The organism is Streptomyces endophyticus (assembly GCF_035798155.1).
GTDB classification, from domain to species: domain Bacteria; phylum Actinomycetota; class Actinomycetes; order Streptomycetales; family Streptomycetaceae; genus Streptomyces; species Streptomyces endophyticus.
The window spans coordinates 194,362-220,937 of record NZ_JAOZYC010000149.1 but is presented as its reverse complement, the minus strand read 5'-3'; the positions used below and the strand labels follow the sequence as shown (position 1 = coordinate 220,937).

The following is a 26,576-nucleotide window of genomic DNA, read 5'->3' as shown; positions in this document are numbered from 1 at the left end:
TCCCCTCCAAGTTCCGGCTGTTGCGGCCAACAGACTGGCACATGCGTGCGCGGGGGCGCGGGCCGGTACGCGCGGAAGCCCGGCCCTCCAAGGGGGACCGGGCTTCCGTCAGGAGGTCAGCGGGCCGCGATCACGCGCCCTTCTTCGACTCCTCGGGCTTCTTCGACTCCTCGGACTTCTTGGAGTCCTTCGAGTCCTTGGACTCCTTGGCGGGGGCCGACGGCTTCGCCGAACCGGCGGCGTCGCCGCCCTTGGCGGACTCGATGACCTTGGCCACCGCTTCCTTCGCCGCCTTCTGCGCGTCCTTCGACAGCGAGCTCGCGGTGGGGGCGGCATCGCCCGCCAGACCCGAACCGTTGTAGTCGACCGTCACCACGACGTTGTCCACGCGCGAGACGATCGTCTGCTGCTTGGACGTGACGGTGTCCTTCTTGTCCTTGTACTTACGGTCGTAGCTGATCTGCGTCGCCGCGTCGCCCGTCTTGGACACGGACGCCGTCTTGACGTCCTTCGCGCCCTTGGTCGCCTTGGCGTCCTTGATCTGCTTCGCGTAGTAGGTCTCGGCCAGCTTGTCGCCGCTGCCCCGGTTCACATCCGAGTCGAAACGGACCAACGACACATTGAGCCAGCGGAACTGCGAGCCGTCCACGCCGTTGTTGTCCAGGCTGGACCAGGAGCAGTTCGCGCGCGTCGACTCGTCGTCGGACGCGCCGGCCTTGCTCTCGGCCTTCGGAACCAGGTCGCCCAGCGTGTTCTTCGAGAACGCCGAGCACGCCTGCGGCAGCTCCTTGTACGTCGCGGGCGCGACCTTCTTCGCCTTGGCGCCCGAGGTCGAGGCCGAGGCCTTCGCCTGCGAGTCGTCCTTCGCGCTGTCGGAACCGGAACCGGACGAGCAGCCGGCTACGACGAGAACCGCAGGCACGGCGGCCGCGCAGACAAGGGTGCGGGTGAGTCGCTTGGTCGGACGGTGCATGGTTCCTTCACTAGGACGCTGACAGGGCCACGGACCCGCCACGTGATGACCATTCGACCTTCACGAGTGGGGTCCGATGGGTCACCGTACGCCGTGGCCGACGCACGCGTCTCGCCTTCACCATGCCGACGGGCTGTGCCCGAATGCCCCTAATCGCCGAACCTGCCGACCAGGTTTCCGGCCAGGTTCCGCGCTGTGTCCTGCATTTCCTTGCTGTCCGGCACCTTCGCGGCGGTCGCCGACTGCACCTCGTACTGGACGGTCACCAACACATTCGACGTGCGGAACGCCACAGTCACCGTGCGGTGCCGACCGGTCGTCGGACCCGCCAGCACGTCGTCCACGAACGCCTCGTCGCCGAGGTCGTCGAGCAGCCGCGGCTGAAGATCATCGGCGGTCCCGGAGGAACTGGGGGAGCCGGAGGCGGAGGCGTCACCGGACGGCTCGTCCGAAGCGGAGGGAGACGCGGAGTCCGCCTTCGACGCGGACTCCGAAGCCTTCCCGGAGGCCTTCTCGGAGGTCTTCCCGGAGGCCGCATCTGAGGCAGTCTCGGAGGCCTTCCCGGAGGCCTTCCCGGAGGCCTTCTCCGAGGCCAGAGCTTCGGACGACGCCGGATCCGGCAGCTGCGCCGCGTCCGCCTTCGACGCGAACACCGACGTCGCACGGTCGTCGTCGCTCACCGCCGTGTCGTACGACACCACCCGCTCGAAGTCGAGGCTCAGGCGATGCGTGCCACCCCGGGCCGAATCGTCCTTCCACCGGCACCCGACCCGGCGATCCGTGTCGTACGTGACCGTGGCCACGCCCTCGTACGCCTTCTCCCGCTGCTCCGCGTCCGGGAGCTTCTTGATGCCGGGCAGCATCTCGTCCAGCGTGTCCTGGCCTGGCTGGCTGCACGGCTCGGGCAGCGTCCGGTACTTGCCCGGCTCCGCGGTCGACGCGGTCGCGGTCGGCCCACCGGGCTTCGAGTCGTCGGCCCCGCCGCCGTCATCGGAACCACCGGTGCAGCCGGCGAGCACAGCCGCAAGGAGTGCGGCGACACCCGGTACGAACGCGTACGACTTCCGCTGCACCCTGAGGCTCCTCTCGGCGTCCTGCGCCTGGTTAATCGGTTGCCGCGACGGGGCGGCCAATGGGCACCATGTCTATCGCACGCGCCGCCGTGAACGCCGGTCCGGCATCCGATTTGCCGTGCTGGCGGCGGTATTTGCGCTACATCCATTTCCGATGCTTCAGCTCGAAGTTGACCAACTGTTCCGATTTCCGGGGGATTTCATGTCGTACGTAGAGGTTCCGGGCGCCAAGGTCCCGATCCGCATGTGGGCCGACCCGGCCACGGTGGACCCGGGCGCGCTGCAGCAGCTCCAGAACGTGTCGACGCTCCCCTGGATCAAGGGCCTGGCCGTCATGCCGGACGTCCACTACGGAAAGGGCGCCACGGTCGGCTCGGTGATCGCGATGCAGGGCGCGGTCTGCCCGGCGGCGGTCGGCGTCGACATCGGCTGCGGCATGAGCGCGGTGAAGACGTCCCTGACGGCGAACGACCTGCCGGGTGACCTTTCTCGCCTCCGCTCGAAGATCGAGCAGGCGATTCCGGTGGGCCGCGGAATGCACGACGAGCCGGTGGATCCGGGGCGGCTGCATGGTTTCGGTACAGCGGGGTGGGAGGACTTCTGGGGGCGGTTCGACGGGGTGGCGGATGCGGTGAAGTTCCGGGAGGGGCGGGCCGTGAAGCAGATGGGAACCCTCGGCTCCGGGAACCACTTTGTGGAGCTTTGTGTAGATATGTCCGATTCGGTCTGGCTCATGCTGCACTCCGGTTCCCGGAACATCGGCAAGGAGCTGGCGGACCATCACATCGGCGTCGCGCAGGGCCTGTCGCACAACCAGAACCTCGTCGACCGCGACCTCGCCGTCTTCATCGCGGAGACCCCGCAGATGGCGGCGTACCGCAACGACCTGTTCTGGGCGCAGGAGTACGCCAAGTACAACCGCACGATCATGATGGCGCTCTTCAAGGACGTGATCCGCAAGGAGTTCAAGAAGGCGAAGCCGATGTTCGATCCGGAGATCAGTGCTCACCACAATTACATCAGCGAGGAGCGGTACGACGGCATGGACCTCCTGGTTACCCGCAAGGGAGCGATCCGCGCGGGCTCCGGCGAGTACGGGATCATCCCCGGCTCCATGGGCACCGGCTCGTACATCGTGAAGGGCCTCGGCAACGCGGCGTCCTTCAACTCCGCGTCGCACGGCGCGGGCCGGAAGATGAGCCGGAACGCCGCGAAGAAGCGCTTCTCGACGCGTGACCTGGAAGAGCAGACGCGGGGTGTGGAGTGCCGCAAGGACTCCGGCGTCGTGGACGAGATCCCGGGCGCGTACAAGCCGATCGAGCAGGTCATCGATCAGCAGCGGGACCTCGTGGAGGTCGTGGCCAAGCTCAAGCAGGTCGTCTGTGTGAAGGGCTGACCCGTTCGGGCCGCGCGTACCCTGGGATTCGTTTCAGTGGATCGTCGCCGAAAGGTAGGGCTAGACCATGGCTCCCGCCCCCGCATCCCGTATTGCCGTCGTCACGGGCGCGAGCAGTGGCATTGGTGCCGCTACCGCGCGGCAGCTGGCGGCCGAGGGGTATCGCGTGGTGCTCACGGCTCGCCGGGAGGACCGTATCGAGGCGGTCGCCAAGGAGATCACGGCTGCTGGGCACGATGCCGTCGCGTACGCGTTGGACGTGACCGATCGCGCCGCCGTTGATGAGTTCGCTTCGGCGTTCAAGACCATCGGTGTGCTGGTGAACAACGCTGGTGGCGCGCTCGGTGCCGATCCCGTGGCCACCGGCGATCCGGACCACTGGCGGCAGATGTACGAGACGAACGTCATCGGCACGCTCAATGTCACGCAGGCGCTGCTGCCCGCGCTCACCGCGAGCGGGGACGGGACCGTGGTTGTGCTGTCGTCGACCGCTGGGCATGGGACCTATGAGGGTGGGGGCGGGTACGTCGCCGCCAAGCATGGGGAGCATGTGCTCGCGGAGACGTTGCGGCTGGAGATCGTCGGGACGCCGGTGCGGGTCATCGAGGTCGCGCCGGGGATGGTGAAGACCGATGAGTTCGCGCTGACCCGGTTCGGAGGGGACGAGGCGAAGGCCGCGAAGGTGTATCAGGGCGTGGCCGAGCCGCTGAGCGCGGATGACGTGGCGGACACGATCAGCTGGGCCGTGACGCGGCCGCCGCACGTGAACATCGATCTGCTGGTGGTGCGGCCGCGGGCTCAGGCGTCCAACACCAAGGTGCATCGTGAGCAGTCCTGATCATTCCGGCCTGCCCGATCCGCTGGACGTGCTTCAGCAGGAGTACGACGACCGGCGTCGTGCGGAGGAGAAGCGCGGCGAGCGGTACATGTGGTGGTACCTGGGGTACTTCCTGTTCGGGATTCATATCGTCGCGTTCGTGATGATCTTCGCGATCAAGCACGCCAACTAGGGCCGCTGGGCTCAGCCCGCGTACGCCGTCGGTGGCACGCCCACCGTCGCCGTGAAGTCCCGTACGAGGTGGGCCTGGTCCGCGTAGCCGAGGTCGGCGGCGAGGGCGGCCCAGTCGATGTCGCCGCCGGCCGCGGCGGTCTCCACCGCTTCGTGGATGCGGAAGCGCAGGATGCACCACTTGGGGCTGACGCCCACGTACGCGTGGAAGAGGCGCTGCAACGTCCGGACCGTCATGCCTTCGGCCTGCGCGAAGTCGGCGACGCGGCGGACCCCGCGGTCGGCCCTTATGCGGTCGACCAGGCCGATCGCGAGGTCGGCCTGCGGGTCGGGTTCGGCGGGGGCCAGTGGCAGCAGGTACGCGTCGAGGGCGGCGATCCGGGCGGTGTCGTCGACGCTGTCGGTGTTGTCGGTGGGGGAGAGGATGGTCGCGGGGTCCGTGGTCGGGAAGACCTCTTCGTAGGGCAGGACCCGGCCCGTCCACCGCGAGACCGGCGCGTCCGGTGCGAACGGCCGGAACGCCCCCGGCCGGAACTTCACGCCGCACACCTTTCCCCGCCCGTGGATCTTGCGGGCGTAGAGGCCTGGCGCGGTGACGCCGGTCAGCTCCCCGTACGGCGGCTGGTCGATGTCGTCCTGCTGGAAGGTGAGGTGCACGGACGGGTGGGGCAGCACGTTCGACGCGTAGGGCTCCGGCAGGTCCCAGTCGATGAACCAGTAGTGCTCGACGTGCCGGCGCAGCGGCTCGGCGGGCTCGTGGTGGCGCAGCCGCACGCGCGTGAGCAGTGCGGCCGGGTCGACGATCCCGCGGGTGTCGGGGCGCTCCGGTGACATGGGGAGAGCTTGAAGTGTTCTCCTCCCCTCGCACAAGCGTAGGAAGGAGATTCCTGCCTACCTTGCGGTGGTGGGTTTGACGCCGCTGGTGGCGCGCCTGACGACTGCCCTTCCGGCAGCCGGGACGAGCGCGTGGCCCGTCCGGTATCGGTTAAGCACCGTGCGGGCGGCGTTGTGGTCGGCGTTGCCGTCCCAGCCGCAGGCGGGGTTGTTGCACACGAACTGCGCCTGACTGCGGCGGCTGCCCTCGGTGACGGTGTGGCACTGCGAGCATTCCAGGGAGGTGCCCGGGGCGGGGACCTCGACCAGGGTGCCGCCCCGGTCGGCGACCTTGTAGGCCAGCAGCTCGACTGTCCGCCCCCATGCCTCGCCCAGGACGGACCGGTTCAGCCCGGCCTTCTGCGCCACGTGTTGGCCGGGTTGTTTGAGGGTGCCCTTGGCGGAGCGGGTCATGTTCGTGATCCGCAGTGCTTCGACGACCACCGTGCCGTACGTGTTCGCGATGGCGGTGGTGGCCTGGTGCTGCCAGTCGTCGCGTCGGCGCTTGGCTGTCGCGCGGATACGAGCGATCTGGTCATAGGTGTGCTGCAGGCGATGGCTGGTGCTCTCGCCCTTCTTACGGTGCGCCTTACGGCGCGCGGCCCGCCGCTCGTAGTGCAGCAGCCGGGCCTCCTCCTTCTTGCTGAGCCACTGGCCGTGCTCGACACTCGTGCCGTCGGACAGGGCCAGGGGGATGGTGATCCCGGCGTCGATGCCGACCTCGGGCCCCGGGTGCACGGCGGGTTTTGGGGTGAGGGTGGTGATGCGGAAGGCGATGTGCCAGCCGAAGGCGTCCTTGACGAGACGGGCGCCGGTGATGCGGTGGTCCTTGTCCGCCCGTTTGCCGACCGGGAGGCCCTTGGTCCAGCGGAACTTCACGCGGCCGACCTTGGGAATGTTGACCATGCCCCAACGTCGGTGAACGCGTTGTACACGCAGGTCGCGGCCCTGCGGGATGTCGATGCTCATCTTCGTGCGCAGGCGGGACTTGAACTCCGGCGCCGACGCGCGGCCCTCCCAGCAGTTCTTCCACGCCTGGAAATAGCACTTGAGCACCGCCTGGGCAGCCTGCGCGGGCAGTACACCGAGCCAGTCCAGCTCGGCACGGCCCTGACGGATGATGGCGTCGGCCGCGGCCAGGGTCCGCTGCGCCTTGGGCAGCATGGTCCACCAGTCGTGCAGCAGGTTCCATATGGTGCGGGCCGCATGCCCCTGCCCCTCCAGGACCGCCGCCTGATCAGCCGTGAGCGCCAACCGGGCGCGATGCCCGAACTGCCGCTTGACCGGTCCAGGTTGGCCTTCCCGCCGCCTCATGGGAAAGGACGCTAACAACGGCCCATGCCCCTGGCATGCGCATGAACCGAATGTGCCGGAATTGATCGCACTGCACCCCAGAAGTTTCGGATTCATGCGGCTTCGATGGCCGCATGCGCAGCTCTTTCCCCGTTCGACAAGTCCGGGGAAACCGTCGACGGCAGCGACATACGGCCCGAGCGGGCATGGTCCCGCTCCGCCAGAACACCACCCCGGCGCTCCGCGTCGGCTGTCCAAGCCCACCGCTCGCTGCAGCGCTCCGCGCCGCCACCACCAGATCGGCTTCCCCAGTGGAGTCGTGAACGGCGGAGCACTACCGATGAACACGGTAGAGCGGGGCACTGACATTGATGCTGATGCTCAGGTTCCGGCGGTCGTGGCTCGGGCACTGACTGACAGCAGCGCGTTTGCGTGGCGTCGTGTTTCTTCAAGCAGGGCGGGCCGTGCCCTCGTAGCGTCGAGGTATGAACGCGAACGAGAAGCAGATGCACACGAAGCCGCTGGGCGCGCTGCTGGCCGCGGCCGCCTCCCGTGCCGTTCCCGTCGTCGCCGGCATCGAGGACAAGGCCCTCGACGCCCCCACGCCGTGCGCGGACTACGACGTGCGGGCCCTGGCCAACCACCTTCTCCACGTGGTCGTCGAGTTCCAGAAGCTCGCGGTGAAGCGGGACTCCGACTTCTCCTCGCCGCCGGACTACGTGGCGGAGGCCGGCTGGCGGGAGCGGTTCGCGCGTGAGGCGGAGGCGCTGGTCGAGGCGTGGTCGACGCCCGGGGCTGAGGAGGGGACGACCGGGTCGCTGAAGATGCCGGCGCGGATCGTGGGCGGGATGGCGCTGCTGGATCTGACGGCGCACGCGTGGGATCTGGCGCGGGCGACCGGCCAGGAGTACGGGGCCGATCCTGCGGTGGTGACGGAGCTCGCGGAGGTGGTGGAGGGGCTTGCGCCGACGGGCCGGGAGATGGGGGCGTTCGGGGCGGCGGTGCCGGTGGGCGCGGACGCGGATCCGCTCGCGCGGCTGCTCGCCGCGACAGGGCGGGATCCGTATCGGGCGTAGGGCGGCCCTCGGCCCCAGGCCCCCCGGCCCTCGACCGCGTCCCCCGGTCACGGGAATACCTGGTGGCGGCCCACCGTTCCGGAGGTATAGTTGAAGCATCAACAACCTGCGGAAGGTGAGCAGCATGCAGTTCGGGATCTTCACCGTCGGTGACGTCACGACCGACCCGACGACCGGACGCGCGCCGAGTGAGCACGAGCGCATCAAGGCGATGCTCGCCATCGCGCAGAAGGCGGAAGAGGTCGGCCTCGACGTCTTCGCCACCGGTGAGCACCACAACCCGCCGTTCGTCCCGTCCTCGCCGACGACGATGCTCGGCCACATCGCCGCGCGCACCGAGAACCTGATCCTCTCCACCTCCACGACGCTGATCACCACGAACGACCCGGTGAAGATCGCCGAGGACTTCGCGATGCTCCAGCACGTCGCGGACGGCCGGGTCGACCTGATGATGGGCCGCGGCAACACCGGCCCGGTCTACCCGTGGTTCGGCAAGGACATCCGGGACGGCATCGACCTCGCCATCGAGAACTACGCGCTGCTGCGCCGCCTCTGGGACGAGGACGTGGTGACGTGGAAGGGCAAGTTCCGTACGCCGCTCCAGTCGTTCACCTCGACCCCGCGTCCGATGGACGGCGTCGCGCCCTTCGTGTGGCACGGCTCCATCCGCTCGCCGGAGATCGCCGAGCAGGCCGCGTACTACGGCGACGGCTTCTTCCACAACCACATCTTCTGGCCCGCCAGCCACACCAAGCAGATGGTGAACCTGTACCGGCAGCGCTACGCCCACTACGGGCACGGCACCCCCGAGCAGGCCATCGTCGGCCTCGGCGGCCAGGTGTTCATGCGCAAGAACTCGCAGGACGCGGTGCGCGAGTTCCGCCCGTACTTCGACAACGCGCCCGTGTACGGCCACGGCCCGTCCCTGGAGGAGTTCACCTCGCAGACGCCGCTGACCGTGGGCTCTCCGCAGGAGGTCATCGAGCGGACGCTTTCGTTCCGTGACTACGTGGGTGACTACCAGCGCCAGCTGTTCCTCATGGACCACGCGGGCCTGCCGCTGAAGACGGTCCTGGAGCAGCTCGACCTCCTCGGTGAGGAAGTCGTGCCGGTACTGCGCAAGGAGTTCGCGAACAAGCGTCCTGCGAACGTGCCGGACGCGCCCACCCACGCCGCCCGCGTCGCCGCGAAGGGGGTCGACCAGGCATGAAGCTCGTCGTCGTCTCGGCGGGGCTGAGCGCCCCGTCGTCCACCCGGCTGCTGGCCGACCGGCTGGCCGCCGCGACCACGGAGAGCGTGGACGCCGAGGTCGAGGTGCTCGAACTGCGTGACTACGCCACGGAGATCGCGCAGCACTTCGTCACCGGGTTCCCGCCCGCACGGCTCGCCGCCGCGCTCGACGCGGTGGCGGCCGCGGACGGCCTGATCGCGGTCACCCCGGTGTTCTCGGCGTCGTACAGCGGACTGTTCAAGTCGTTCTTCGACCTGATCGACAAGGACGCGCTGACCGGGAAGCCGGTGCTCGTCGGCGCGACGGGTGGCACCGCGCGGCACTCCCTGGTCACCGAGCACGCGCTGCGCCCGCTGTTCACGTATCTGCGGGCGGTCGTCCTTCCTACGGCCGTGTACGCGGCGTCGGAGGACTGGGGCGAGGAGGGCCTCGCGGCCCGGATCGCGCGGGCGGGCGGGGAGTTGGCGCGGTCGCTGGCACCGGTCGGCGGCGCCGCGTCCCCCGACGTGGACACGGCCGCGGCGATCGCGCCCCGCTCCCTGCACGGCGCGGTCACCTCGGTCGACCCGGACGACGGCTTCACGGTGATCCCCTTCGCGGAACGCCTCGCCGCGCTGCGGGAGGCGTGAGGGGAGAGCCGGTGCCGGCTAGTCGGCGACGCTTCGATAGACGACGACCTGAGGCCTGCGGATCCAGTGGCCGTCCTCGCGGTAACCGGCGAGGTCGGTGGAGGCGACCGTTCGGTTCCGGTCGGGGTCCTTCACCGGCAGGCGGTCCACGGCGTCGAACTCGGCGGGGTCGAATTGCTCGCCGTCGGGGATGACCGTCTCGACGCCCGCGTCGGTGAGCGCGTTCGTCATGCGTTCCCACAGGGCCTCGTTGTGATCACGGACCAGGTCGGCCGTTCCGATGCACGCCCTGACGAGTACGTCGCGGCTGCGGCGGACGTCGTCCGGAGCCGTGAGGTCCTCGTCGGGATGAGGTTCGGGGTCGGGGTCGGGGCGGGGGCGGATCAGGCGCGCCATGGGCGAGGTGGCCAGGCCCAGTACGAAGCCGATCAGTCCCCAGCCGGCCCCCTGGAATCCGTAGTCGAACGACATGTCCCACTCCTTCTCCTCAGTCGGTCCAGTCGCTGAGTGCCTGCCGCGCGATCGCCACCGCCTCGGTGCTGCCGTCCGTGTGCTGGTCGTAGTCGCGCACGACGTCGCGCATCAGTGACACGGCCTCCGGTTTCCGCCCGAGCTCGTAGAGGCTCTGAGCAATGAGGCTGCGGACCACGAGCGTCTCGGGGTGGTACTTGCCGTTGATCCGCTCACGGTCCTTCAGGACGGCGCGGAACTGGTCGACAGCCGTCTCCCAGTCGCCGACGCGGCCCGTCATGGTGGCGATGTTGTGGCGCGCCATCAGCGTGATGGGTGCATCCGCCCCGGGTACGCGCACCAGGTCGGGCAGCAGAGCCTCCAGGAGACGGAGGCTCTCGGCCGGATCCGCTGTGCCCACGGCGATGTTGTTCCTGATGGCGAGTGTCCATTGATGGTCCGCGCCCATGGCGTGAATCGTCCTGGGGAGCAGTTCCTCGTAGAGGCGCAGAGCCGCATCCTCGTCCAGCTCGCTGACGACCGAAGCCCGCATGAGTTCCATGGCGAGCGTGTCGGAGTGGTCGGGGCCGTTGACCCGGCTGATCTCCCCGTGCAGGTGGAGCAACTGCGCGGCCGCTTCCTCGGGCTGGCCTGACATCCCTTTGTACGCCCACCAGAGAAAGCGGACGCTGAGCGTGTCCGGATGGTTCTCACCGCTGGTCCTGGTGAGATCGTCGATGAGGGACGTCAGTTGGTCCAGCGCCTGGCGGTACCTCCCCGTCGAGGCCGTGTAGCCCGCCAGCAGCACCCGGGTCTCCAGGACGATCATGTCGTCGGGATCCAGGACACGCCGCTGGTCGTCGAGGAGCGCGGTGAGCAGGGCCACTGCCCCGGAGTCGTCCCCGGCGTCGCCGGTGTACTCGCCGACCCTGCGGCGCGTGGTCAGGGTGTCGGGGTGGTCAGGGCCGAGGTCGCGGGTCTGTTCGGTCAGCAATTTCTGGTAACCGGCCAGCGCCTCCGAGGCGTTGGAGGCAACCCGGGGCGGGTGCAGCGCCCAGTGCGCGGCGCCGATGACGACGACACTCTTTGGGTCGTGGTGCAACTGCGGGTTCACGCCCAGACGTTCGGCGACGGCGTCGTGCACCAGGGGTATCCGGCTGGAGCCGCCGGTCAGGTAGACGGCGGCCAGTTGGTGCGGTGCCGTGCCGGACTTGTCGAGCGTGTCGGTCAAGGTGCCCAGAGCCCGGCCCATGATGTCCGACATGCTCTGGTCGAGTTGCTGGCGTGTGATGCGGAAGCTCTTCCTGAAGCCGGGCAGATAGACGGTCGTGGTCAGCTGGTCCGAGAGGTCGTGCTTCGCGTCGATCGCGGACTGGCGGGTCTGGGCCCGGTCCCGTCGGTTCCTTGGGTTTGTCTCACCCTTGAAGATCGCCTCCCAGGCATCCGGGTCGGCCTCCCGGGCAGTCCGGTCGAGCAGGCCGTGCAGCTGCTCGTCCACGTCCTCACCGCCGAGGAGAGCGTCGCCGCCCGGCGGGCCGACCAGGAAGTATCCGTTGTGCGTGCGGCGCAGGACGGCGGTGTCCAGGGTGCCTCCGCCGAAGTCGAACACGACTATCACGTCGCCGAGTTCGGCGGTCCGGCTCTCGTTTGCGTACCAAAGGGCGGCGGCGACGGGCTCCGGGACGAATTCGGGGGTGGGCAGTCCGGCGAGCTCGGCGGCTTCCGTCAGGGCCCGGAGGTACTCGTGCTCCCGCTGTACGGGGTGGGTGAGGACGAGCCGGTCCGGAGGGGAGCCTGCCCGCTGCACTGCCTTCTTGGCGACCGTCGAGAGGGCCGCCGCGATCAGCTGGACGACGCGGAACGGACGGCCGTCGAGTAGCAGTTCGTCGCTGTGCAGCACGGCTCGCTTGGGGACGCGTTCGGCGCATTCCGGCATGGCCATGGCCAGAGAGAAGGCGGTCCGCCCTGTGACCAGGTGGTCCTCGTCCAGACACACCAGGGATGGCATGTAGCGGTCGTCGTCGATCAGGAGCTGGTTGATGGTGTCGTTTTCCGCGAGGGCCGCGGTGGTGCGCGAGGTGCCGTAGTCGATGACGAGTGCCCATCCCATGGGACGTGCCCCCTCTCTTCGCTTTCTGACTCCGCTCGGGTTGCCTCAGCCGCCGACCCGTTCGCGGAGCCCGTCCGTCTCCGAACGGAGCGTCTCGATGGCGATGCGCTGCCGCCGTGCCTCCACGAGGAGCGGCGCGAGGGCGTTCTCCTGGGCGGCGCGCTGCCGCTCCGCTTCGGTGATCGCGGCGTCGGTGTCCCGGAGCCGTTCCTGGAGCGTCTCGGTGGCGGTCGTGGCCAGGGTCTGTGAGAAGTGCCGCAGGGCGGTGGCGAGCAGAGCGGGGAACTCGTCCCTACCCCTCTCGATCACCGTGTCGACGCGGGCTTCGACCTCGGCGCGACGCCTGGCCGCGGTGGAGCGCCTGACCAGGAACACCGCCGCGGCCGCCGCCACGACGGTCGCACCGGCCGTGGCCACGGCGCCGAGTGCGGCGAAGACCACCGGGACCGTGCCGCCGACCGCGCTTCCCACGGCCTGGCCGACCGCTCCGTCGCCGAGGACCTGTTGGAGCCAGCCGCCACCACCGGGCGTCGTACCAGGTTCGGGGTCAGGGGTGGGCGCCGGTACCGGCGCTGTCGGGGCGCCGGTGCCTTGAGGCGTATCGAGGCGGTGTGTACCGAAGCGCAGTTCGGCCGGTGTGACCTGGATCCCCGCCGTCTCGAAGTCGGCGCAGAGATCCTGGCAGAGAGCGGAGAGCCCCTCGAACAGCTCGGTGTCGAAGGCGACCTTGAGTCCCCGCAGGCTGTCACTCAGGTCGCGCTCCACCTGAGTCGGCATGGTGCGGCCCCCTTGGGCGAGGGCGCTCAGTTGCGCGGTCCGCAGGGAGACCAGTCGCTCGTCGACAGCCTCCAGCAGACGGCCGCGCAGGTCCTCGACGCGCTCGCCCAGGCGGGACCGCCAGCGAGCGTCCTGGCGCATGGCGTCGGCGATGTGCTCGCGGCGCTGCGCCAATTCGGCACCGAGGGTCTCGTCCTGCCGCAGTACGCGGTCCTGCTCGGTGCGCCGCCGCTCGGCCCGCGCGAGGTATTGCGCGCACAGGTCGAGCACCGCACGCAGGCGGCCCGCCTGCACTCTGCGCCCCAGATCGTCGCGCAGGGCCTGGGCCAGCGCCTCGCAGCGGCTGCGGCGCAGCAGGTCCTGTGCGAAGTCCGGGTCGGTGACGGCGTACTGGTCCGACTGGGTCTTGAACCTGCTGCTCACGGCGTACCAGGGGCATTGCGCGTATTCGGGCGCGTGCTCCCGCAGCAGGTGCATATTGCGTTCGAGGGTGTCGTGCCAGTGCAGATTGCGGTCGATGGCGTTGAGGACGAAGAGGGTGTGACGGGTCCTGCGGGTCGCCCGGCGCAGGAATTCCAGTTCCGAACTGCTCAGCTCCATCGACTCGTTGAGCACGAACAGCAGGGCGTCCGCGTGCTCCAACGCGCCGAGAGTGATGTCCGCGTGCCCGGCCAGCAGCCCGCCGACGCCGGGTGTGTCCACCAGGGTGAGGCCGGCCGTCAGGATGTCGGCGGGTATCTCGACCGTCAGGCCGATGATCTCGGGGTGCCGGTCGAGCCCGGTCTCCGGGTCGACGGAACTGTACTCGGCGAGCTCGTCGATCGTGACCTCCCGCGCGATGTCACCGATGAGGAGTACGCGGTCCTTGGCGCCGTGGGACACGCTCAGGAACGCGGCTGTGGCTACGTCGACGTCGACCGGCAGGAGTCCTGGCCGGCCGACCAGGGCGTTGATCAGGGAGCTCTTGCCGCGTTTCTGTTCGCCGACCACGACAACGGTCAGCCCGCGCTCGCTCAACCACGCGCTGCGCAGGCGCAGTTCCTCGACGGTCCCCTGGTCCTCGTCGGCGGGCGCAAGGGCCTGGACGCGCGCGCAGAGCCGGATGACGTCGTCTGTTGCGGGGTGCAGTGACATCGGCGTCGTTCCTCCCGTTCAGCGGCTGTCGAGGGCGGTGCGGTGGAGGTGCTCGTAGTAGACCCGGACCGTCACGATGTGGGGTTCGGCGGCGCGTGGCGCGTCCAGCTCCCTGGCGCGCCAGCGGGTCGCTCTGCGCAGTGCCTCCGCGGCGATCGCCGCTGCCTCGGTCCCTTCCGCGAGGCCGAGGCGGGTAGCCGGGGTGGTGCCCGTCAGCAGGTCCTGTACCTGGGTGCTGTCCGTCTCGTCGTTACCGAGCACTCCTGCCCGTATTGCGTGGGCCACGGCGACCAGCTCGGTCTCCCGCAGTTCCGGGCGGAGTTGCCAGCGGCGTGCGAGGTCCCGGATGCGGGCGCGGCCCTGGGCGTCGCCGGTGCCTGCCGCCAGTGTCACCAGGCGGCTCAGCGCCGATGTGGTGCGCAGCACGTCGGTGCGCCGGACGAAGCGCTGGTCGATGGCCTCCAGCAACCGTCCGATGCCCGAGGCCTGCTCCAGTTCGTGGACGATGCCCTCGAGGTCCGGCGTTCCCTCGCGTATCGCGGTCAGGGCGAGCCGCAGTCCGTGGAGGTCCAACAGGGCGAGGAGCCGGGAGCACAGGTCGTCCGGCAGTACGGCGCCGGCGAGTGCGACGAAGTCCTCCTGAGAGAACAGCATCCGGTGTGCCGGTGGGCCGTCCCGTGCGAGCCCGTTCAGCGCCTTGACGTGGCCCTCCGTGAAGTCCTGGCCGCGCGCGGTCTCCGCCACCAGGCCGCACACCGGTATCACGTCCGCGATCAGCGGTGCGAGGCGCCGCTGCGCACTGGCTGCCAACCGGGCCGCGACTGTGCCGAGTTCGGCCGTGTCGTCGACGGCCAGGCGGTCGATCCGGCTCAGTACACCGATGACGTTGGACGCCGACAGGGGAGCGCCGTGGACGCGCCCGGTGTACTCCTCCAGCGCCTCTCGTTCGCCGGTCCCCGGCATGGGCATCACCAGCAGCAACGCGTCCGACTCGGCAATCGCTGCCATGGCGACGTCGTCGAGTCCGCTCAGGGAGTCCCGGCCTGGGGTGTCGACGAACTCATGGGCCTGTTCGAGCCGGCGGTTGGGTGAGCGCACGGTGAGGTGTCGTATCTCGGCGCGTTCCAGAGGGAGCTGGTCCGGAACGCCGCCGCCTGCCCGGCCTGCGATGGTGCGCTCGGTCCCGTCGGTCAGGTGGAGGACAACCTGGTTGGCCGGCCCGTAGCGGAACGAGGCCGGGATCAGCGTGCACTCGTTGCGGTGCGTGGGGGCGAGGCGTTGCCCCAGTATCGCGTTCAGCAGGGTCGACTTCCCCGACTTGAGGCGGCCGCCGATGGCGATCCGCAGGACGGGGTCGGCCAGGCGGGAGACGATCGCCTCCAGCTCGGAGCGCAAGGTCCCCGGCGCCAGGGACGTACACACTTGTTCACTGTCTCGACGCAGCGCGTCAGCGAGTCCTGTCTCCATCCTGTTCCCCCACCAGCATGGCCGACCCGGCTGTCCCGGATGCCGAACATACCGCGCCAGGAAGATGGTTCGGAAGGACTGGGGAGGCGGGTGCCGGTACCGAGCCGGGGTGTTTGCCAACCCTGGGCAACGTCGGCCCCGGGGGCCCGTCAGGGCCCGGCAGCCGCAGCTTGTACGGCACCGGTGTCTTACGCGCCGTGCAGCCGCGGATGTGCGGCAGTTCGTGATGGCCCTGGGCCTGTGCCGAGGCGTGGGGTCGTCTCACCGGGTCGGATGGCGGAGCCGGGCGTGGAGTTTCTGCCACGCGCGGCGCCGCCGGCTCGCCGCCAGGTCCGTGAAGAGGGACTCGTACCGCGCCACGATCGGCTCCGGGTCGTAGCGGTGCGCGGAGGCGAGTGCCGCCGCGCCCATCTTCCGGCGGGCCGGTTCGTCCTCGATGAGGTCGATGACCGACTCGGCGAGCGCGCCCGCGTTCCCCACGGGGACGAGCCGCCCGTCGACGCCGTCCGTGATGATCTCGGCGGGGCCGAGCGGCGCGTCCGTGGAGACGACGGGGACGCCGCAGCGCATCGCCTCGACCAGCGTCATTCCGAAGGATTCCGCGTCCGAGGCGCTCACCACGATCGACGCCCGCGCGAACTCCGGCTCGATCGGTGACACCGTCCCCATGAGGCGGGCCCGGCCGCGCAGCCCGAGCTCGTCCACGAGGGCCCGCAGGCGCGGTTCCTGTGCGCCGCCTCCGTAGATCCGCAGTTCCCAGTCCGGGTGCTTCGCCGACACCGCGGTGAAGGCCTCCAGGAGCAGGTCGTAGCGCTTGCCGGGGGCGAGCCGGCCGGCCGCGGCGATGATCTTCGAGCTGCCGTCGGAGGGCGGCACGGCGAACGGCGGCACGATGTTCGGCACGGACAGGATCCGCACGCCGGGCAGCCGCATCCTGGCCCGGTACACCTCCGCGTCCTCCTCCGTGACCGTGACCAGCGCGTCCAGCGTCCGGTAGCGCCGGGCGACGGTCCTGAGCAGCGCGTCGCTGTGCGCGTCGTGCCGCAGGTGTTCCTGCGCGATCCGCAGCGCCCGCTTCGGCCCCCACTGGGCGAGGTAGGCATTGAGCCCGGGCCGCGTCCCGATGACGACGTCGGCCTCGCAGCGCTCCTCCAGGTAGGCGCGTACGCGCATGTCGTGCAGGAGCGCGTACTGATGGTGGCGCTTGTCGGCGACGGGGTAGGCCCGTGCCGGCTTTCCGTACGCGGGGTGGAGCGTGTCGGGCGTCCCGGCGCGCAGGTCCACCAGGGGTACGAGGGTGATCCGCGGGTCGACCGGGAACCGGGGGGCCTCCCGGTGCCGGGAGAGCGACACGATCTCCACCTCGTGGCCGCCGTGCTCGATGAGCGCGGCGGCGAGGTTGAGCGTGGTGCGCACCGTGCCGCCGACGGCGTACACGTTGTGCAGCAGGAACGCGATCTTCATGTGCACATGCCTTCCCCGGAAGGCGCGCGCCGCGGGTGAGAGCCGGGGAAGAAGCCCTTCGGCCGCCCACCGATCAGGCGATCCGCCGATCCCTCGCCCCCGGCTTGGCGCTCGCCAGGGATGACGCGCGGCGCCCTGTCGGGCAGGCGCCAGGGCCGACATCATGGCGGCATGCGCTTCTCGGTCAACATCCCGAACTTCGGTGACTTCGCCGACGCCCACACCGTCGCCCGTACGGCCGCCGCGGCCGAACAGGCGGGCTGGGACGCCCTGTTGTTGTGGGACCACGTCGTGCACGACAAGAAGGTGCAGCGCGGCAAGCCCTTCGGTGACCCCTGGATGCTGCTCACGGCGGCGGCCCTGGCCACGTCCCGGATCAAGGTGGGCACGCTCGTCGCGGCCGTGCCCCGCTACCGCCCCGAGCAACTCGCCCGCCAGGTCGCCACGTTGGACGCGCTCAGTGGTGGCCGTGTCGTGTTCGGTGCCGGTCTGGGCGGCCCCGCCGACGACGAGTACGGCGGCTTCGGTGACACCGTCGACCGGGTCGTGCACGCCGAACGACTCGACGAGGGCCTGGATTTGCTCGCCCGGTACTGGTCGGGCGGGACGGTGGACCACGACGGCGCCCACTTCCGCGTACAGGAGACGCAGCTGCTGCCCGCGACCGTGCAGCGGCCCCGCCCACCCGTCTGGATCGGTGGCTTCTGGCCGGCCCGGCGGCCGATGCGTCGCGCGGCCCGCTGGGACGGCGCGGCCCCCTTGTTCGCCGACGCGCTGCACGGTGTGCCGCCGCGCCCGGACCGCTTCGCGGACGTCGTCCGGTATGTGAACGAGCACCGGGAGTCGGTCGAGGGCCCCTTCGAGTTCGTCGTCGGCGGGCTCACGCCGCCCGGCAAGGCCGCCGCGCTCGACGTCGTAGGACCGCTGGCCGACGCGGGCGCGACGTGGTGGGACGAGCGGCAGTTGCAGACGGGCGGGTCGATCGACTCGTACGAGGCGGTGCTGCGCAGGATCGAGGCGGGGCCGCCCGTGCTGTAGCGCCCGGCTAGGGCCAGACCAGGCAGTACGCCTGATGTCCCGCGTCGTGCAGGCGGTGGCTGAAGTCCTGCCATTCGTGCAGCAGTTGGTAGACGTTGAACGCGTCGCGCGGGCCGCCGCGGTCGGGGACCGTGGACCAGATGAACGCCGCGGCGCCGACGGACTCCTCGCCGACGCCGCGCAGCGGGTCGACGACCGTCATGGGGAGCTTGACCACCGCGTAGTCGGGGTGGAGGACGACGAGCTCCAGGGGCGGGACCTTGTGCAGGGGTATGCCCTCGATGCCGGTGAGGACCATCGCGGCCATCGTCTCCGGCTTGATCTTGGTGAACATGCCGCCCATGCCCAGCTCGTCACCGCCGAGCTCCTCGGGGCGCATGGAGATCGGGACGCGGGCGGCCGTCGCGCCGTCGGGCGCGCCGAAGTATTTGTAGGTCACCCCCACCCGGCCACCATTCCCGATGTCCCCGTCCCTGATCTCCCCGTCCCTGACGTCTCCGACGTCCCTGACCTCTTCGCCCTCGTCGCGCCGGTGCTTCCCCCGCCGGGCACGCCGGGGACCGAGGTCGCCGGTCCCCTCGCCCAGTCCGCCACCGCGATGCATATCTCCACCCGACTGCTGTTTCCCCGGGCCGCGCAAGCCCTTTTGTAGGCCGCGCGACCGCCTACGCGCAACCCGATGATCGTGTCAGTGACCTCCCCCACGGTCCTCCGCCGAAACGTGTCGGCGAGGTGTGGCGCGAGCCAGAGTCTAGGTTGCCCGCGGGTCCGCGCGCTGGGGCGCGAGAGGGTGGGCCGTACGCTGAGAGGTATGGCAGAGGCGAACAACACTCCCTATCCCTATGAGGCACCCGCGTCGCAGGGGCTTTTCGACCGTGCGGAAGCGGTCACGCCCGGTGGCGTGAACTCGCCCGTGCGCGCGTTCCGCGCGGTGGGCGGAACGCCCCGGTTCATGGTGTCCGGTAACGGTCCGTATCTCACCGATGCCGACGGGCGCGAGTATGTCGACCTCGTGTGCTCGTGGGGGCCGATGATCCTCGGCCATTCCCACCCCGAGGTCATCGCGGCCGTGCAGGAGGCCGTCTCGCGCGGCACCTCCTTCGGCACGCCGGGCGCGGGCGAGGTCGAGCTGGCCGAGGAGATCGTCGGGCGGATCGACCCCGTCGAGCAGGTGCGGCTCGTGTCCTCCGGTACCGAGGCGACCATGTCCGCGATCCGGCTCGCCCGTGGGTTCACCGGCCGGGCGAAGGTCATCAAGTTCGCCGGCTGCTACCACGGGCACGTGGACGCGCTGCTCGCCGCCGCCGGGTCCGGCGTCGCCACGCTGGGCCTGCCGGACACCCCGGGTGTCACGGGTGCGCAGGCCGGCGACACGATCGTGCTGCCGTACAACGACATCGAGGCCGTGCGTGCAGCGTTCGCCGCGCACCCCGGCCAGATCGCCTGTGTCATCACGGAGGCCTCGCCCGGCAACATGGGCGTCGTGCCGCCGAAGGCGGGCTTCAACCAGGGGCTCAAGGACGTGTGCGCCGAGAACGGTGCGCTGTTCGTCTCCGACGAGGTGATGACCGGGTTCCGTACGTCGAAGGCCGGCTGGTTCGGGATCGACGGTGTCGTCCCCGACCTGATGACGTTCGGCAAGGTCATGGGCGGTGGCTTCCCCGCCGCCGCGTTCGGTGGCCGCGCCGACGTGATGGCGCACCTCGCCCCGGCGGGCCCCGTCTACCAGGCGGGCACGCTGTCCGGTAACCCCGTCGCCACCGCCGCGGGCGTCGCCCAGCTGCGGCTGCTCGACGACGCGGCGTACGACAAGGTGAACGCGACCAGTGAGCAGCTGCGTTCGCTGGTCTCGGAGGCGCTCACCAAGGAGGGCGTCGCGCACCGCGTGCAGAACGCGTCCAACATGTTCACCGTGTTCTTCACGGAGAACGAGGTGGTGAACTACGAGGACGCGAAGGGGCAGGACGCCTTCCGCTTCGGCCCGTTCTTCCACTCGATGCTGGAGCAGGGCGTGTACCTGCCGCCGTCGGCCTTCGAGTCCTGGTTCGTGTCGACCGCCCACGACGAGCGGGCGATCGAGCGCATCGCGGCGGCCCTTCCGGCCGCCGCCCGCGCCGCCGCGGAGGCCACGGCATGAGCGCCCCGAAGTCGGGCGACGACATCACCGTCGTCCATCTGATGCGCCACGGCGAGGTGCACAACCCGGACGGGATCCTTTACGGGCGCCTGCCCGACTACCACCTCTCCGACCTCGGCCGGCGGATGGCCGACCGGGTCGCCGAGCACCTCTCCGCGCGCGACGTCACGCACGTCGTGGCGTCCCCGCTGGACCGGGCGCAGGAGACGGCGACGCCGATCGCGAAGACGCACGGCCTCGACCTGGACAGCGACGAGCGGCTCATCGAGGCGGGCAACGTCTTCCAGGGCAAGACCTTCGGCGTCGGCGACGGTGCGCTGAAGAACCCGGAGAACTGGAAGCACCTGGTCAACCCGTTCAAGCCGTCCTGGGGCGAGCCGTACATCGACCAGGTCGTACGGATGATGGGCGCGCTCGACGCGGCGAAGGACGCGGCGCGCGGGCACGAGGCGGTGTGCGTCAGCCACCAGCTGCCCATCTGGATCGTGCGGTCGTACGTCGAGAAGCGGCGCCTGTGGCACGACCCGCGCAAGCGGCAGTGCACGCTCGCCTCGCTGACGACGTTCACGTACCAGGGCGACAAGATCGTGTCCGTGGGCTACACCGAGCCCGCCCGCGACCTCGTCCCCGCGCATCTCTTGGCGGGCGCCAAGCCCGTGAAGGGGAAGGACAAGGCGTTCGGGGCCTGACCGCCTGACCGCCTGACCGCCTGGCCGCCTGATCGCTTGGTCCCGGGCAACGACTCCAGTGAAAGGCCGCCGTCAACCCGGCGGCCTTTCGCGTACCTCTTCAAATCGCCGCAAAACCGGACCGTTTACCGGAACCCGCGTGTTCCTCGTGCCCTCTTCCTGGACGCCCCTGTGAATGGGGCAGCGTGAGGAATGGGGACGACGGTATGCGGGACGTGAGTCGCAGGGGACTGCTCGGGCTCGGTGCGGGTGCGGCGACAGGGGCGCTGCTCACCGGGTGCGGTACGGGCGGTGCCCCGACGGTCACTTCGGAGCGGCCCGGCAGGCCGGGCCCGCCCGATTCGGCCCGGCTCCGGCCCATCGGCGACGGCTCGACGGCGTACACCGGGAGGCAGCCCCACCAGCCGGGCAGGCCCGAGCGGCTCGAACCCGGCCAGAAGCCACCGCAGTTCGTGGTCTTCTCCTGGGACGGCGCGGGCGAGGTGGGCAACGGCCTCTTCCCGCGCTTCCTGAAGCTCGCCGAGGAGCACGGCGCGCACATGACCTTCTTCCTGTCGGGGCTCTACCTCCTGCCCGAGTCGAAGCAGCGGCTGTACCGGCCGCCGAACAACCCGGTCGGCGCCTCCGACATCGGCTATCTCACCGACGCCCACATCAAGGAGACCCTGAAGTACGTCCGCCGGGCCTGGCTCGAAGGGCACGAGATCGGCACGCACTTCAACGGGCACTTCTGCGCCGGCCCCGGCTCCGTCGCCGACTGGACGCCCGCGCAGTGGCGCGACGAGATCGACCAGGCGACGACCTTCGTCAAGAAGTGGCGTACGCACACGGGCTGGAAGGACCTGCCCGCGCTGCCCTTCGACTACGACAAGGAACTCGTGGGCGGCCGTACGCCCTGTCTGCTCGGCCAGAACGGACTGCTGCCCACCGCCCGCGAACTCGGCTGGCGCTACGACGCCTCCTCGCCCGGCGGCGTGCAGCGCTGGCCGGACAAGCGGCTCGGGATCTGGGACCTGCCGTTGCAGGCCGTCCCGTTCCCCGGCCGGAGCTTCGAGGTCCTGTCGATGGACTACAACATGCTGGCCAACCAGTCCCTCAACTCCACGCGCGCGCCCGCCGCCAACTACCCGGGCTGGCGCAAGCAGTCCGCGCAGGCGTACATCCAGGGATTCAAGCGGGCATACGAGACGAACCGGGCGCCGTTCTTCATCGGCAACCACTTCGAGGAGTGGAACGGCGGCATCTACATGGACGCCGTCGAGGACGCGCTGAAGCACATCGCGGCCACCGCCGAGAAGCACCGTGACGTGCGGCTCGTCTCCTTCCGGCAGTTCACCGACTGGCTCGACGCCCAGGACCCGAAAACGCTGACGAAGCTGCGTACGCTCGATGTGGGACAGCAGCCTTCCGAGGGCTGGCGCAAGTTCCTCGCAAACCCCTCCTGAAGTGGGCTTTTCCCACCGCGAGGGGGGTGCGGAAGATCCCCTAAACAGACATGCGAAACTTTTCACATGAGTGCCGCCTCCCGCACCCCCCGCACCACCGCGACGAAGCGCCGCGCCGCCGAGCTGACCGTAGGAGCCGCCGTGGCGGCCCTCGCGCTGACGGCCTGCGGCTCCGGCGGTACGTCGGGCGGCGGCAACAACACCAACTTCGTCAGCGGTTCCGGCGGCATCGCCACGGTCAAGAAGGGCGAGCGACACGACGCTCCCGCCCTGTGGGGCAAGGACCTGGAGGGCAAGAAGCTCGACATGTCCGCCTACAAGGGCAAGGTCGTCGTCCTCAACGTCTGGGGCTCCTGGTGCCCGCCGTGCCGCGCCGAGGCACCGAACTTCGTGAAGGTCGCCAAGGACACCGAGAAGCAGGACGTCCAGTTCCTCGGCATCAACACCCGGGACCCCAGCACCAACCCGGCCCAGAAGTTCGAGGAGGCCTACGGGGTCCCGTACCCGAGCTTCTACGACCCGACCGGCCGGCTGCTCCTCAAGTTCGAGAAGGGCACGCTCAACCCGCAGGCCATCCCCTCGACGATCGTCGTCGACCGCGAGGGAAAGATCGCCGCGCGCTCGCTCAAGCCGCTCAGCGAGAAGGCCCTGCGCAAGATGGTCGCGCCCGTCATCGCGGAGAAGTGAGCGAAGGTGAGTTCCTCCCTCGTCACACTCGCCGCGGGTGACACCGTCACGGACGGCGCGCTCCTGCTGGCCGTGCCGGTCGCCCTCCTCGGCGGCCTGGTCTCCTTCTTCTCGCCGTGCGTGCTGCCCCTCGTACCCGGCTATCTGTCGTACGTGACCGGCATCACCGGCACCGACCTGATGGAACAGCGGCGGGGCCGGATGGCGGCGGGCGCCAGCCTGTTCGTCCTCGGGTTCACCGCCGTCTTCGTCTCCGGCGGCGCGCTGTTCGGCTTCTTCGGCCAGACGCTCCAGGAGTACCAAGGGGTGCTGAGCAAGGTGCTCGGCGGCCTCATGATCGCCATGGGCGTCTTCTTCATGGGCTTCATGCCCTGGATGACGCAGCGGGAGTTCCGCTTCCACAAGAAGCCCGCCGCCGGTCTGGCCGGAGCCCCGGTCCTCGGCGCGCTGTTCGGCATCGGCTGGACCCCCTGCATCGGCCCGACCCTCGCCTCCGTGATCGGCCTCTCCTCGGTGCAGAGCACCGCCGGCCGCGGGGCCATACTGACCATCGCGTACTGCCTCGGCCTCGGCTTGCCCTTCGTGCTCGCCGCGATCGCCTTCCGCAAGGCGCTCGGCGCGTTCGGCTGGGTCAAGCAGCACTACACGTGGGTGATGCGCATCGGCGGCATCATGATGATCCTGACCGGGGTTCTGCTGCTCACGGGTGCGTGGGACGCCCTCGTGGGGCAGATGCGGACCTGGTCCACCGGCTTCCAGGTGGGAATCTGATCCATGAGCAAGACAACCGACGACGTGCAGAGCGGTGGCGACCCCACCGACCTCGAAGCCGCGTCCTCCCAGCTGAGCACGGCCCCCCAGGAGGACCGTTCGCCCAACCTGCCCAAGCTCGGTGTCATCGGCTGGGTCCGCTGGTTCTGGCGGCAGCTCACCTCGATGCGGGTCGCCCTGATCCTGCTGTTCCTGCTCTCCCTCGGCGCCATCCCCGGCTCGCTGATCCCGCAGCAGGGCACGGACCCGACCAAGGTCGACACCTTCCGCAAGGCGCACGACACGCTCGCGTCGGTCTACGACAAGATCGGCTTCTTCCACGTCTACAGCTCGGTGTGGTTCTCCGCGATCTACCTGCTGCTGTTCATCTCCCTCATCGGCTGCATCGTGCCGCGCACCTGGCAGTTCGTCGGGCAGCTGCGCGGCCGCCCGCCGGGCGCGCCCAAGCGGCTCACCCGGCTGCCCGCGTACGCGACATGGCGCACCGAGGCGGACCCCGAGCAGGTGCGCACCGCGGCCCTCGCGATGATGAAGAAGCGCCGCTACCGCGCGCACGTTGCCGGGAGCGCGGTCGCGGCCGAGAAGGGCTATCTGCGTGAGGTCGGCAACCTCGCCTTCCACATCGCGCTGATCGTGATGCTGGTCTCCTTCGCCTGGGGGCAGCTCTTCAAGTTCGAGGGCGGCAAGCTCGTCACCGAGGGCGACGGGTTCGCCAACACGCTCACCCAGTACGACGACTTCAAGTCGGGCAACCTCTTCGACAGCGACCACGACCTGTCGCCGTTCAGCTTCACCCTCGACAAGTTCACGGCCACGTACGAGCGCACGGGCCCCGAGAAGGGCACCCCGCGCACGTTCCGTGCGAACGTCAGCTACACCGAGGGCTCGGGCGACAAGAGGAAGCAAGCCAAGATCGAGTCCAACAAGCCGCTGGACATCGACGGCACCAAGATCTTCCTCAACGGGCACGGCTACGCGGTCCCCGTCACGGTCCGCGACGGCAAGGGCAAGGTCGTCTCCCAGCAGGCCGTGCCGATGCTGCCGATCGACTCCAACATCTCCTCGCAGGGCGCCATCAAGGTGATGGACGGCTACCGCGACGCCAAGGGCAAGAAGGAACAGCTGGGCTTCGCCGCCTGGTTCGTGCCGACGTTCGCGGGCGCGGGCAAGGGCACGATGCTGTCCCAGTTCCCCGGGCTCGACTTCCCCGTCCTCGCGCTGAACGCGACGCACGGCGACCTCGGCGTGGACGCGGGCCTTCCGCAGAACGTGTACCAGCTGGACACCTCGCACATGAAGGCCTTCAAGGACTCCAAGGGCAAGGCGCTCAAGCAGCGGTTGCTGCCCGGCGAGACGATGAAGCTGCCGAACGGGGCGGGCTCCATCACGTTCGACAAGGACATCAAGGAATGGGTCACCTTCCAGATCTCCCACCAGCCCGGTGACACCTGGGCACTCGGTGGCGCCATCGCCGCGATCTTCGGCCTGGCCGGCTCCCTGTTCATACAGCGCCGCCGTGTCTGGGTGCGCGCCGTCGAGGGCCCCGACGGGGTGACCGTCGTCGAACTGGCGGGCCTCGGCCGCAGCGAGTCCGCGAAGCTGCCGGAGGAGCTGGGCTCCCTGGTCGAGCAGTTGCACAGCGAGGTGCCGAGCGCGCCCGAATCCACCGAAACCACCGAACCCTCCGAATCACCCACTGCTGTTCCTGCCGCCGAAGGGGCTGAGAAGTGACTCTCGCCGCCGCAGTCAACGAGAACCTGGCTCACACCAGTAACGTCCTCATCTACTCGTCGATGGCCGTGTACCTGCTCGCGTTCTTCGCGAGCATGGCCGAGTGGATCTTCGGTAGCCGCAGCAAGGTCGGCCGAACCGCCGCCGCGCTGACCGGCAAGGCCGAGGCGAAGGCCGCCGCGCCTGCGGTCACCGTCCAGAAGGAGGGCGGCACCGCTGTTCTGGAGCGGCCGAAGGTGGTCACCCGGGCCGCGGCCGGCGCGCGTGACGTGCCGGACGGGCCCGGCGCGGCCGCCGGTGACGTACAGGGCGACATGTACGGGCGCATCGCCATCTCCCTCACGGCGCTCGGCTTCATCATCGAGTTCGCCGGTGTGGTCGCCCGCGCGCTCTCGGTGGAGCGGGCCCCGTGGGGCAACATGTACGAGTTCAGCATCACCTTCTCCACCGTCGCCGTGGCCATCTACCTCGTGCTGCTCGCGCTGAAGAAGAACGTGCGCTGGCTCGGCCTGCCGCTGGTCATCACGGTCCTGCTCGACCTCGGCCTCGCCACCACCGTGCTGTACACGTCCAGCGACCAGCTGGTGCCGGCGCTGCACTCGTACTGGCTGTACATCCACGTCTCGACGGCGATCTTCTGCGGCGCGGTCTTCTACGTCGGCGCGGTCGGCACGATCCTGTACCTCTTCAAGGACTCGTACGAGAACAAGCTCGCGAGCGGCGGCACCCCCGGCAAGTTCGCGACCTCCGTCATGGAGCGGCTGCCCGCCTCGCAGTCCCTGGACAAGTTCTCCTACCGCGTGAACGCGGCCGTCTTCCCGCTGTGGACGTTCACGATCATCGCGGGCGCGATCTGGGCGGGCGACGCGTGGGGCCGCTACTGGGGCTGGGACCCCAAGGAGACCTGGTCGTTCATCACCTGGGTCGCCTACGCGGCGTACCTGCACGCCCGCGCGACCGCCGGCTGGAAGGGCCGCAAGGCCGCCTACCTGGCGCTGATCGCCTTCGGCTGCTGGATCTTCAACTACTACGGCGTGAACATCTTCGTCACGGGCAAGCACTCGTACGCCGGGGTGTAACTCCTCACTGCTGTCGTGAAAGGCCGGTCCCGCGGGGCCGGCCT

24 protein-coding genes are annotated in these 26,576 nt (G+C 69.6%); 14 read left to right on the top strand and 10 right to left on the bottom strand.

The genetic code is table 11. The features are described from left to right. Positions 1 to 130: 130 nt before the first annotated feature. Together OKJ99_RS29980 and OKJ99_RS29975 are read right to left on the bottom strand one after the other, a co-directional pair. A complete protein-coding gene (locus OKJ99_RS29980; protein ID WP_326021055.1) occupies positions 131 to 973 on the bottom strand; it encodes a DUF3558 domain-containing protein in 843 nt (280 codons plus the stop codon). A gap of 149 nt (positions 974 to 1,122) precedes the next feature. Continuing rightward, positions 1,123 to 2,046: a DUF3558 domain-containing protein gene (locus OKJ99_RS29975; RefSeq protein ID WP_326021054.1), complete on the bottom strand. Its 924-nt coding sequence runs from the start codon at positions 2,044 to 2,046 to the stop codon at positions 1,123 to 1,125. Positions 2,047 to 2,248: 202 nt separating this feature from the next. Between OKJ99_RS29975 and OKJ99_RS29970 the strand changes: the two genes are divergently transcribed. From OKJ99_RS29970 to OKJ99_RS29960, 3 genes are all read left to right on the top strand, one after another. Next, positions 2,249 to 3,442, top strand: coding sequence for an RtcB family protein (locus OKJ99_RS29970; protein WP_326021053.1), 1,194 nt, complete (start codon positions 2,249 to 2,251; stop codon positions 3,440 to 3,442). Positions 3,443 to 3,509: 67 nt separating this feature from the next. Further along, on the top strand, positions 3,510 to 4,280 hold the full coding sequence (locus OKJ99_RS29965) for an SDR family NAD(P)-dependent oxidoreductase (protein WP_326021052.1): 771 nt from the start codon (positions 3,510 to 3,512) through the stop codon (positions 4,278 to 4,280). Beyond that, positions 4,267 to 4,452, top strand: a complete 186-nt coding sequence (locus OKJ99_RS29960; RefSeq protein ID WP_326021078.1) for a hypothetical protein — start codon at positions 4,267 to 4,269, stop codon at positions 4,450 to 4,452. The genes OKJ99_RS29965 and OKJ99_RS29960 overlap by 14 nt, the downstream gene beginning before the upstream one ends. 11 nt (positions 4,453 to 4,463) lie before the next feature. Here the strand turns inward: OKJ99_RS29960 and OKJ99_RS29955 are convergent, their stop codons facing one another. Next, the gene (locus OKJ99_RS29955) at positions 4,464 to 5,285 is read right to left on the bottom strand and encodes a helix-turn-helix domain-containing protein (RefSeq protein ID WP_326021051.1); all 822 of its coding nucleotides are present in this window, start codon (positions 5,283 to 5,285) and stop codon (positions 4,464 to 4,466) included. A gap of 57 nt (positions 5,286 to 5,342) precedes the next feature. Then, complete coding sequence (locus OKJ99_RS29950; protein ID WP_326021050.1) at positions 5,343 to 6,638, bottom strand: RNA-guided endonuclease InsQ/TnpB family protein; 1,296 nt, start codon at positions 6,636 to 6,638, stop codon at positions 5,343 to 5,345. 464 nt (positions 6,639 to 7,102) lie between these two features. On the opposite strand from OKJ99_RS29950, the gene OKJ99_RS29945 reads away from it, so the two are divergent. The 3 genes from OKJ99_RS29945 (at position 7,103) to OKJ99_RS29935 (ending at position 9,553) form a co-directional block, all read left to right on the top strand. Next, positions 7,103 to 7,693, top strand: coding sequence for a TIGR03086 family metal-binding protein (locus OKJ99_RS29945; protein WP_326021049.1), 591 nt, complete (start codon positions 7,103 to 7,105; stop codon positions 7,691 to 7,693). Positions 7,694 to 7,817: 124 nt separating this feature from the next. Next, positions 7,818 to 8,903 carry an LLM class flavin-dependent oxidoreductase gene (locus OKJ99_RS29940; protein WP_326021076.1) on the top strand — a complete coding sequence of 362 codons (1,086 nt, stop codon included), beginning with the start codon at positions 7,818 to 7,820 and terminating at the stop codon, positions 8,901 to 8,903. After that, on the top strand, positions 8,900 to 9,553 hold the full coding sequence (locus OKJ99_RS29935; RefSeq protein ID WP_326021048.1) for a CE1759 family FMN reductase: 654 nt from the start codon (positions 8,900 to 8,902) through the stop codon (positions 9,551 to 9,553). The genes OKJ99_RS29940 and OKJ99_RS29935 overlap by 4 nt, the downstream gene beginning before the upstream one ends. Positions 9,554 to 9,571: 18 nt before the next feature. Here OKJ99_RS29935 and grpE read toward each other — a convergent pair whose 3' ends face one another. The 5 genes from grpE to OKJ99_RS29910 all read right to left on the bottom strand — a co-directional run bounded on the left by grpE (position 9,572) and on the right by OKJ99_RS29910 (position 16,955). Continuing rightward, on the bottom strand, positions 9,572 to 10,024 hold the full coding sequence (gene grpE / locus OKJ99_RS29930; RefSeq protein WP_326021047.1) for a nucleotide exchange factor GrpE: 453 nt from the start codon (positions 10,022 to 10,024) through the stop codon (positions 9,572 to 9,574). A 16-nt stretch (positions 10,025 to 10,040) separates the two neighbouring features. Beyond that, a complete protein-coding gene (locus OKJ99_RS29925) occupies positions 10,041 to 12,113 on the bottom strand; it encodes an Hsp70 family protein (RefSeq protein WP_326021046.1) in 2,073 nt (690 codons plus the stop codon). Positions 12,114 to 12,158: 45 nt separating this feature from the next. Next, positions 12,159 to 14,024, bottom strand: coding sequence for a dynamin family protein (locus tag OKJ99_RS29920; protein WP_326021045.1), 1,866 nt, complete (start codon positions 14,022 to 14,024; stop codon positions 12,159 to 12,161). A gap of 18 nt (positions 14,025 to 14,042) precedes the next feature. Next, complete coding sequence (locus OKJ99_RS29915; protein ID WP_326021044.1) at positions 14,043 to 15,446, bottom strand: dynamin family protein; 1,404 nt, start codon at positions 15,444 to 15,446, stop codon at positions 14,043 to 14,045. Positions 15,447 to 15,752: 306 nt separating this feature from the next. Then, a complete protein-coding gene (locus OKJ99_RS29910; RefSeq protein WP_326021043.1) occupies positions 15,753 to 16,955 on the bottom strand; it encodes a glycosyltransferase family 4 protein in 1,203 nt (400 codons plus the stop codon). A 171-nt stretch (positions 16,956 to 17,126) separates the two neighbouring features. Here OKJ99_RS29910 and OKJ99_RS29905 point away from each other — a divergent pair, with 171 nt between their 5' ends. Beyond that, positions 17,127 to 17,993 (top strand): LLM class flavin-dependent oxidoreductase, encoded by an 867-nt coding sequence (locus OKJ99_RS29905; RefSeq protein WP_326021042.1) that lies wholly within the window; start codon positions 17,127 to 17,129, stop codon positions 17,991 to 17,993. A gap of 7 nt (positions 17,994 to 18,000) precedes the next feature. Here OKJ99_RS29905 and OKJ99_RS29900 read toward each other — a convergent pair whose 3' ends face one another. Next, a complete protein-coding gene (locus OKJ99_RS29900) occupies positions 18,001 to 18,597 on the bottom strand; it encodes a hypothetical protein (RefSeq protein WP_326021041.1) in 597 nt (198 codons plus the stop codon). A 207-nt stretch (positions 18,598 to 18,804) separates the two neighbouring features. On the opposite strand from OKJ99_RS29900, the gene hemL reads away from it, so the two are divergent. The 7 genes from hemL to ccsB all read left to right on the top strand — a co-directional run bounded on the left by hemL (position 18,805) and on the right by ccsB (position 26,532). Then, positions 18,805 to 20,130, top strand: coding sequence for a glutamate-1-semialdehyde 2,1-aminomutase (gene hemL, locus OKJ99_RS29895; RefSeq protein WP_326021040.1), 1,326 nt, complete (start codon positions 18,805 to 18,807; stop codon positions 20,128 to 20,130). Further along, on the top strand, positions 20,127 to 20,819 hold the full coding sequence (locus tag OKJ99_RS29890; protein WP_326021039.1) for a histidine phosphatase family protein: 693 nt from the start codon (positions 20,127 to 20,129) through the stop codon (positions 20,817 to 20,819). The genes hemL and OKJ99_RS29890 overlap by 4 nt, the downstream gene beginning before the upstream one ends. Positions 20,820 to 21,025: 206 nt before the next feature. After that, on the top strand, positions 21,026 to 22,264 hold the full coding sequence (locus tag OKJ99_RS29885; RefSeq protein ID WP_326021038.1) for a polysaccharide deacetylase family protein: 1,239 nt from the start codon (positions 21,026 to 21,028) through the stop codon (positions 22,262 to 22,264). A 66-nt stretch (positions 22,265 to 22,330) separates the two neighbouring features. Then, on the top strand, positions 22,331 to 22,951 hold the full coding sequence (locus tag OKJ99_RS29880) for a TlpA family protein disulfide reductase (protein ID WP_326021037.1): 621 nt from the start codon (positions 22,331 to 22,333) through the stop codon (positions 22,949 to 22,951). A 6-nt stretch (positions 22,952 to 22,957) separates the two neighbouring features. After that, on the top strand, positions 22,958 to 23,722 hold the full coding sequence (locus OKJ99_RS29875; protein ID WP_326021036.1) for a cytochrome c biogenesis CcdA family protein: 765 nt from the start codon (positions 22,958 to 22,960) through the stop codon (positions 23,720 to 23,722). A gap of 3 nt (positions 23,723 to 23,725) precedes the next feature. After that, a complete protein-coding gene (gene resB / locus OKJ99_RS29870) occupies positions 23,726 to 25,453 on the top strand; it encodes a cytochrome c biogenesis protein ResB (protein ID WP_326021035.1) in 1,728 nt (575 codons plus the stop codon). Continuing rightward, positions 25,450 to 26,532: a c-type cytochrome biogenesis protein CcsB gene (gene ccsB / locus OKJ99_RS29865; protein WP_326021034.1), complete on the top strand. Its 1,083-nt coding sequence runs from the start codon at positions 25,450 to 25,452 to the stop codon at positions 26,530 to 26,532. The genes resB and ccsB overlap by 4 nt, the downstream gene beginning before the upstream one ends. The last annotated feature ends 44 nt before the right edge of the window (positions 26,533 to 26,576 follow it).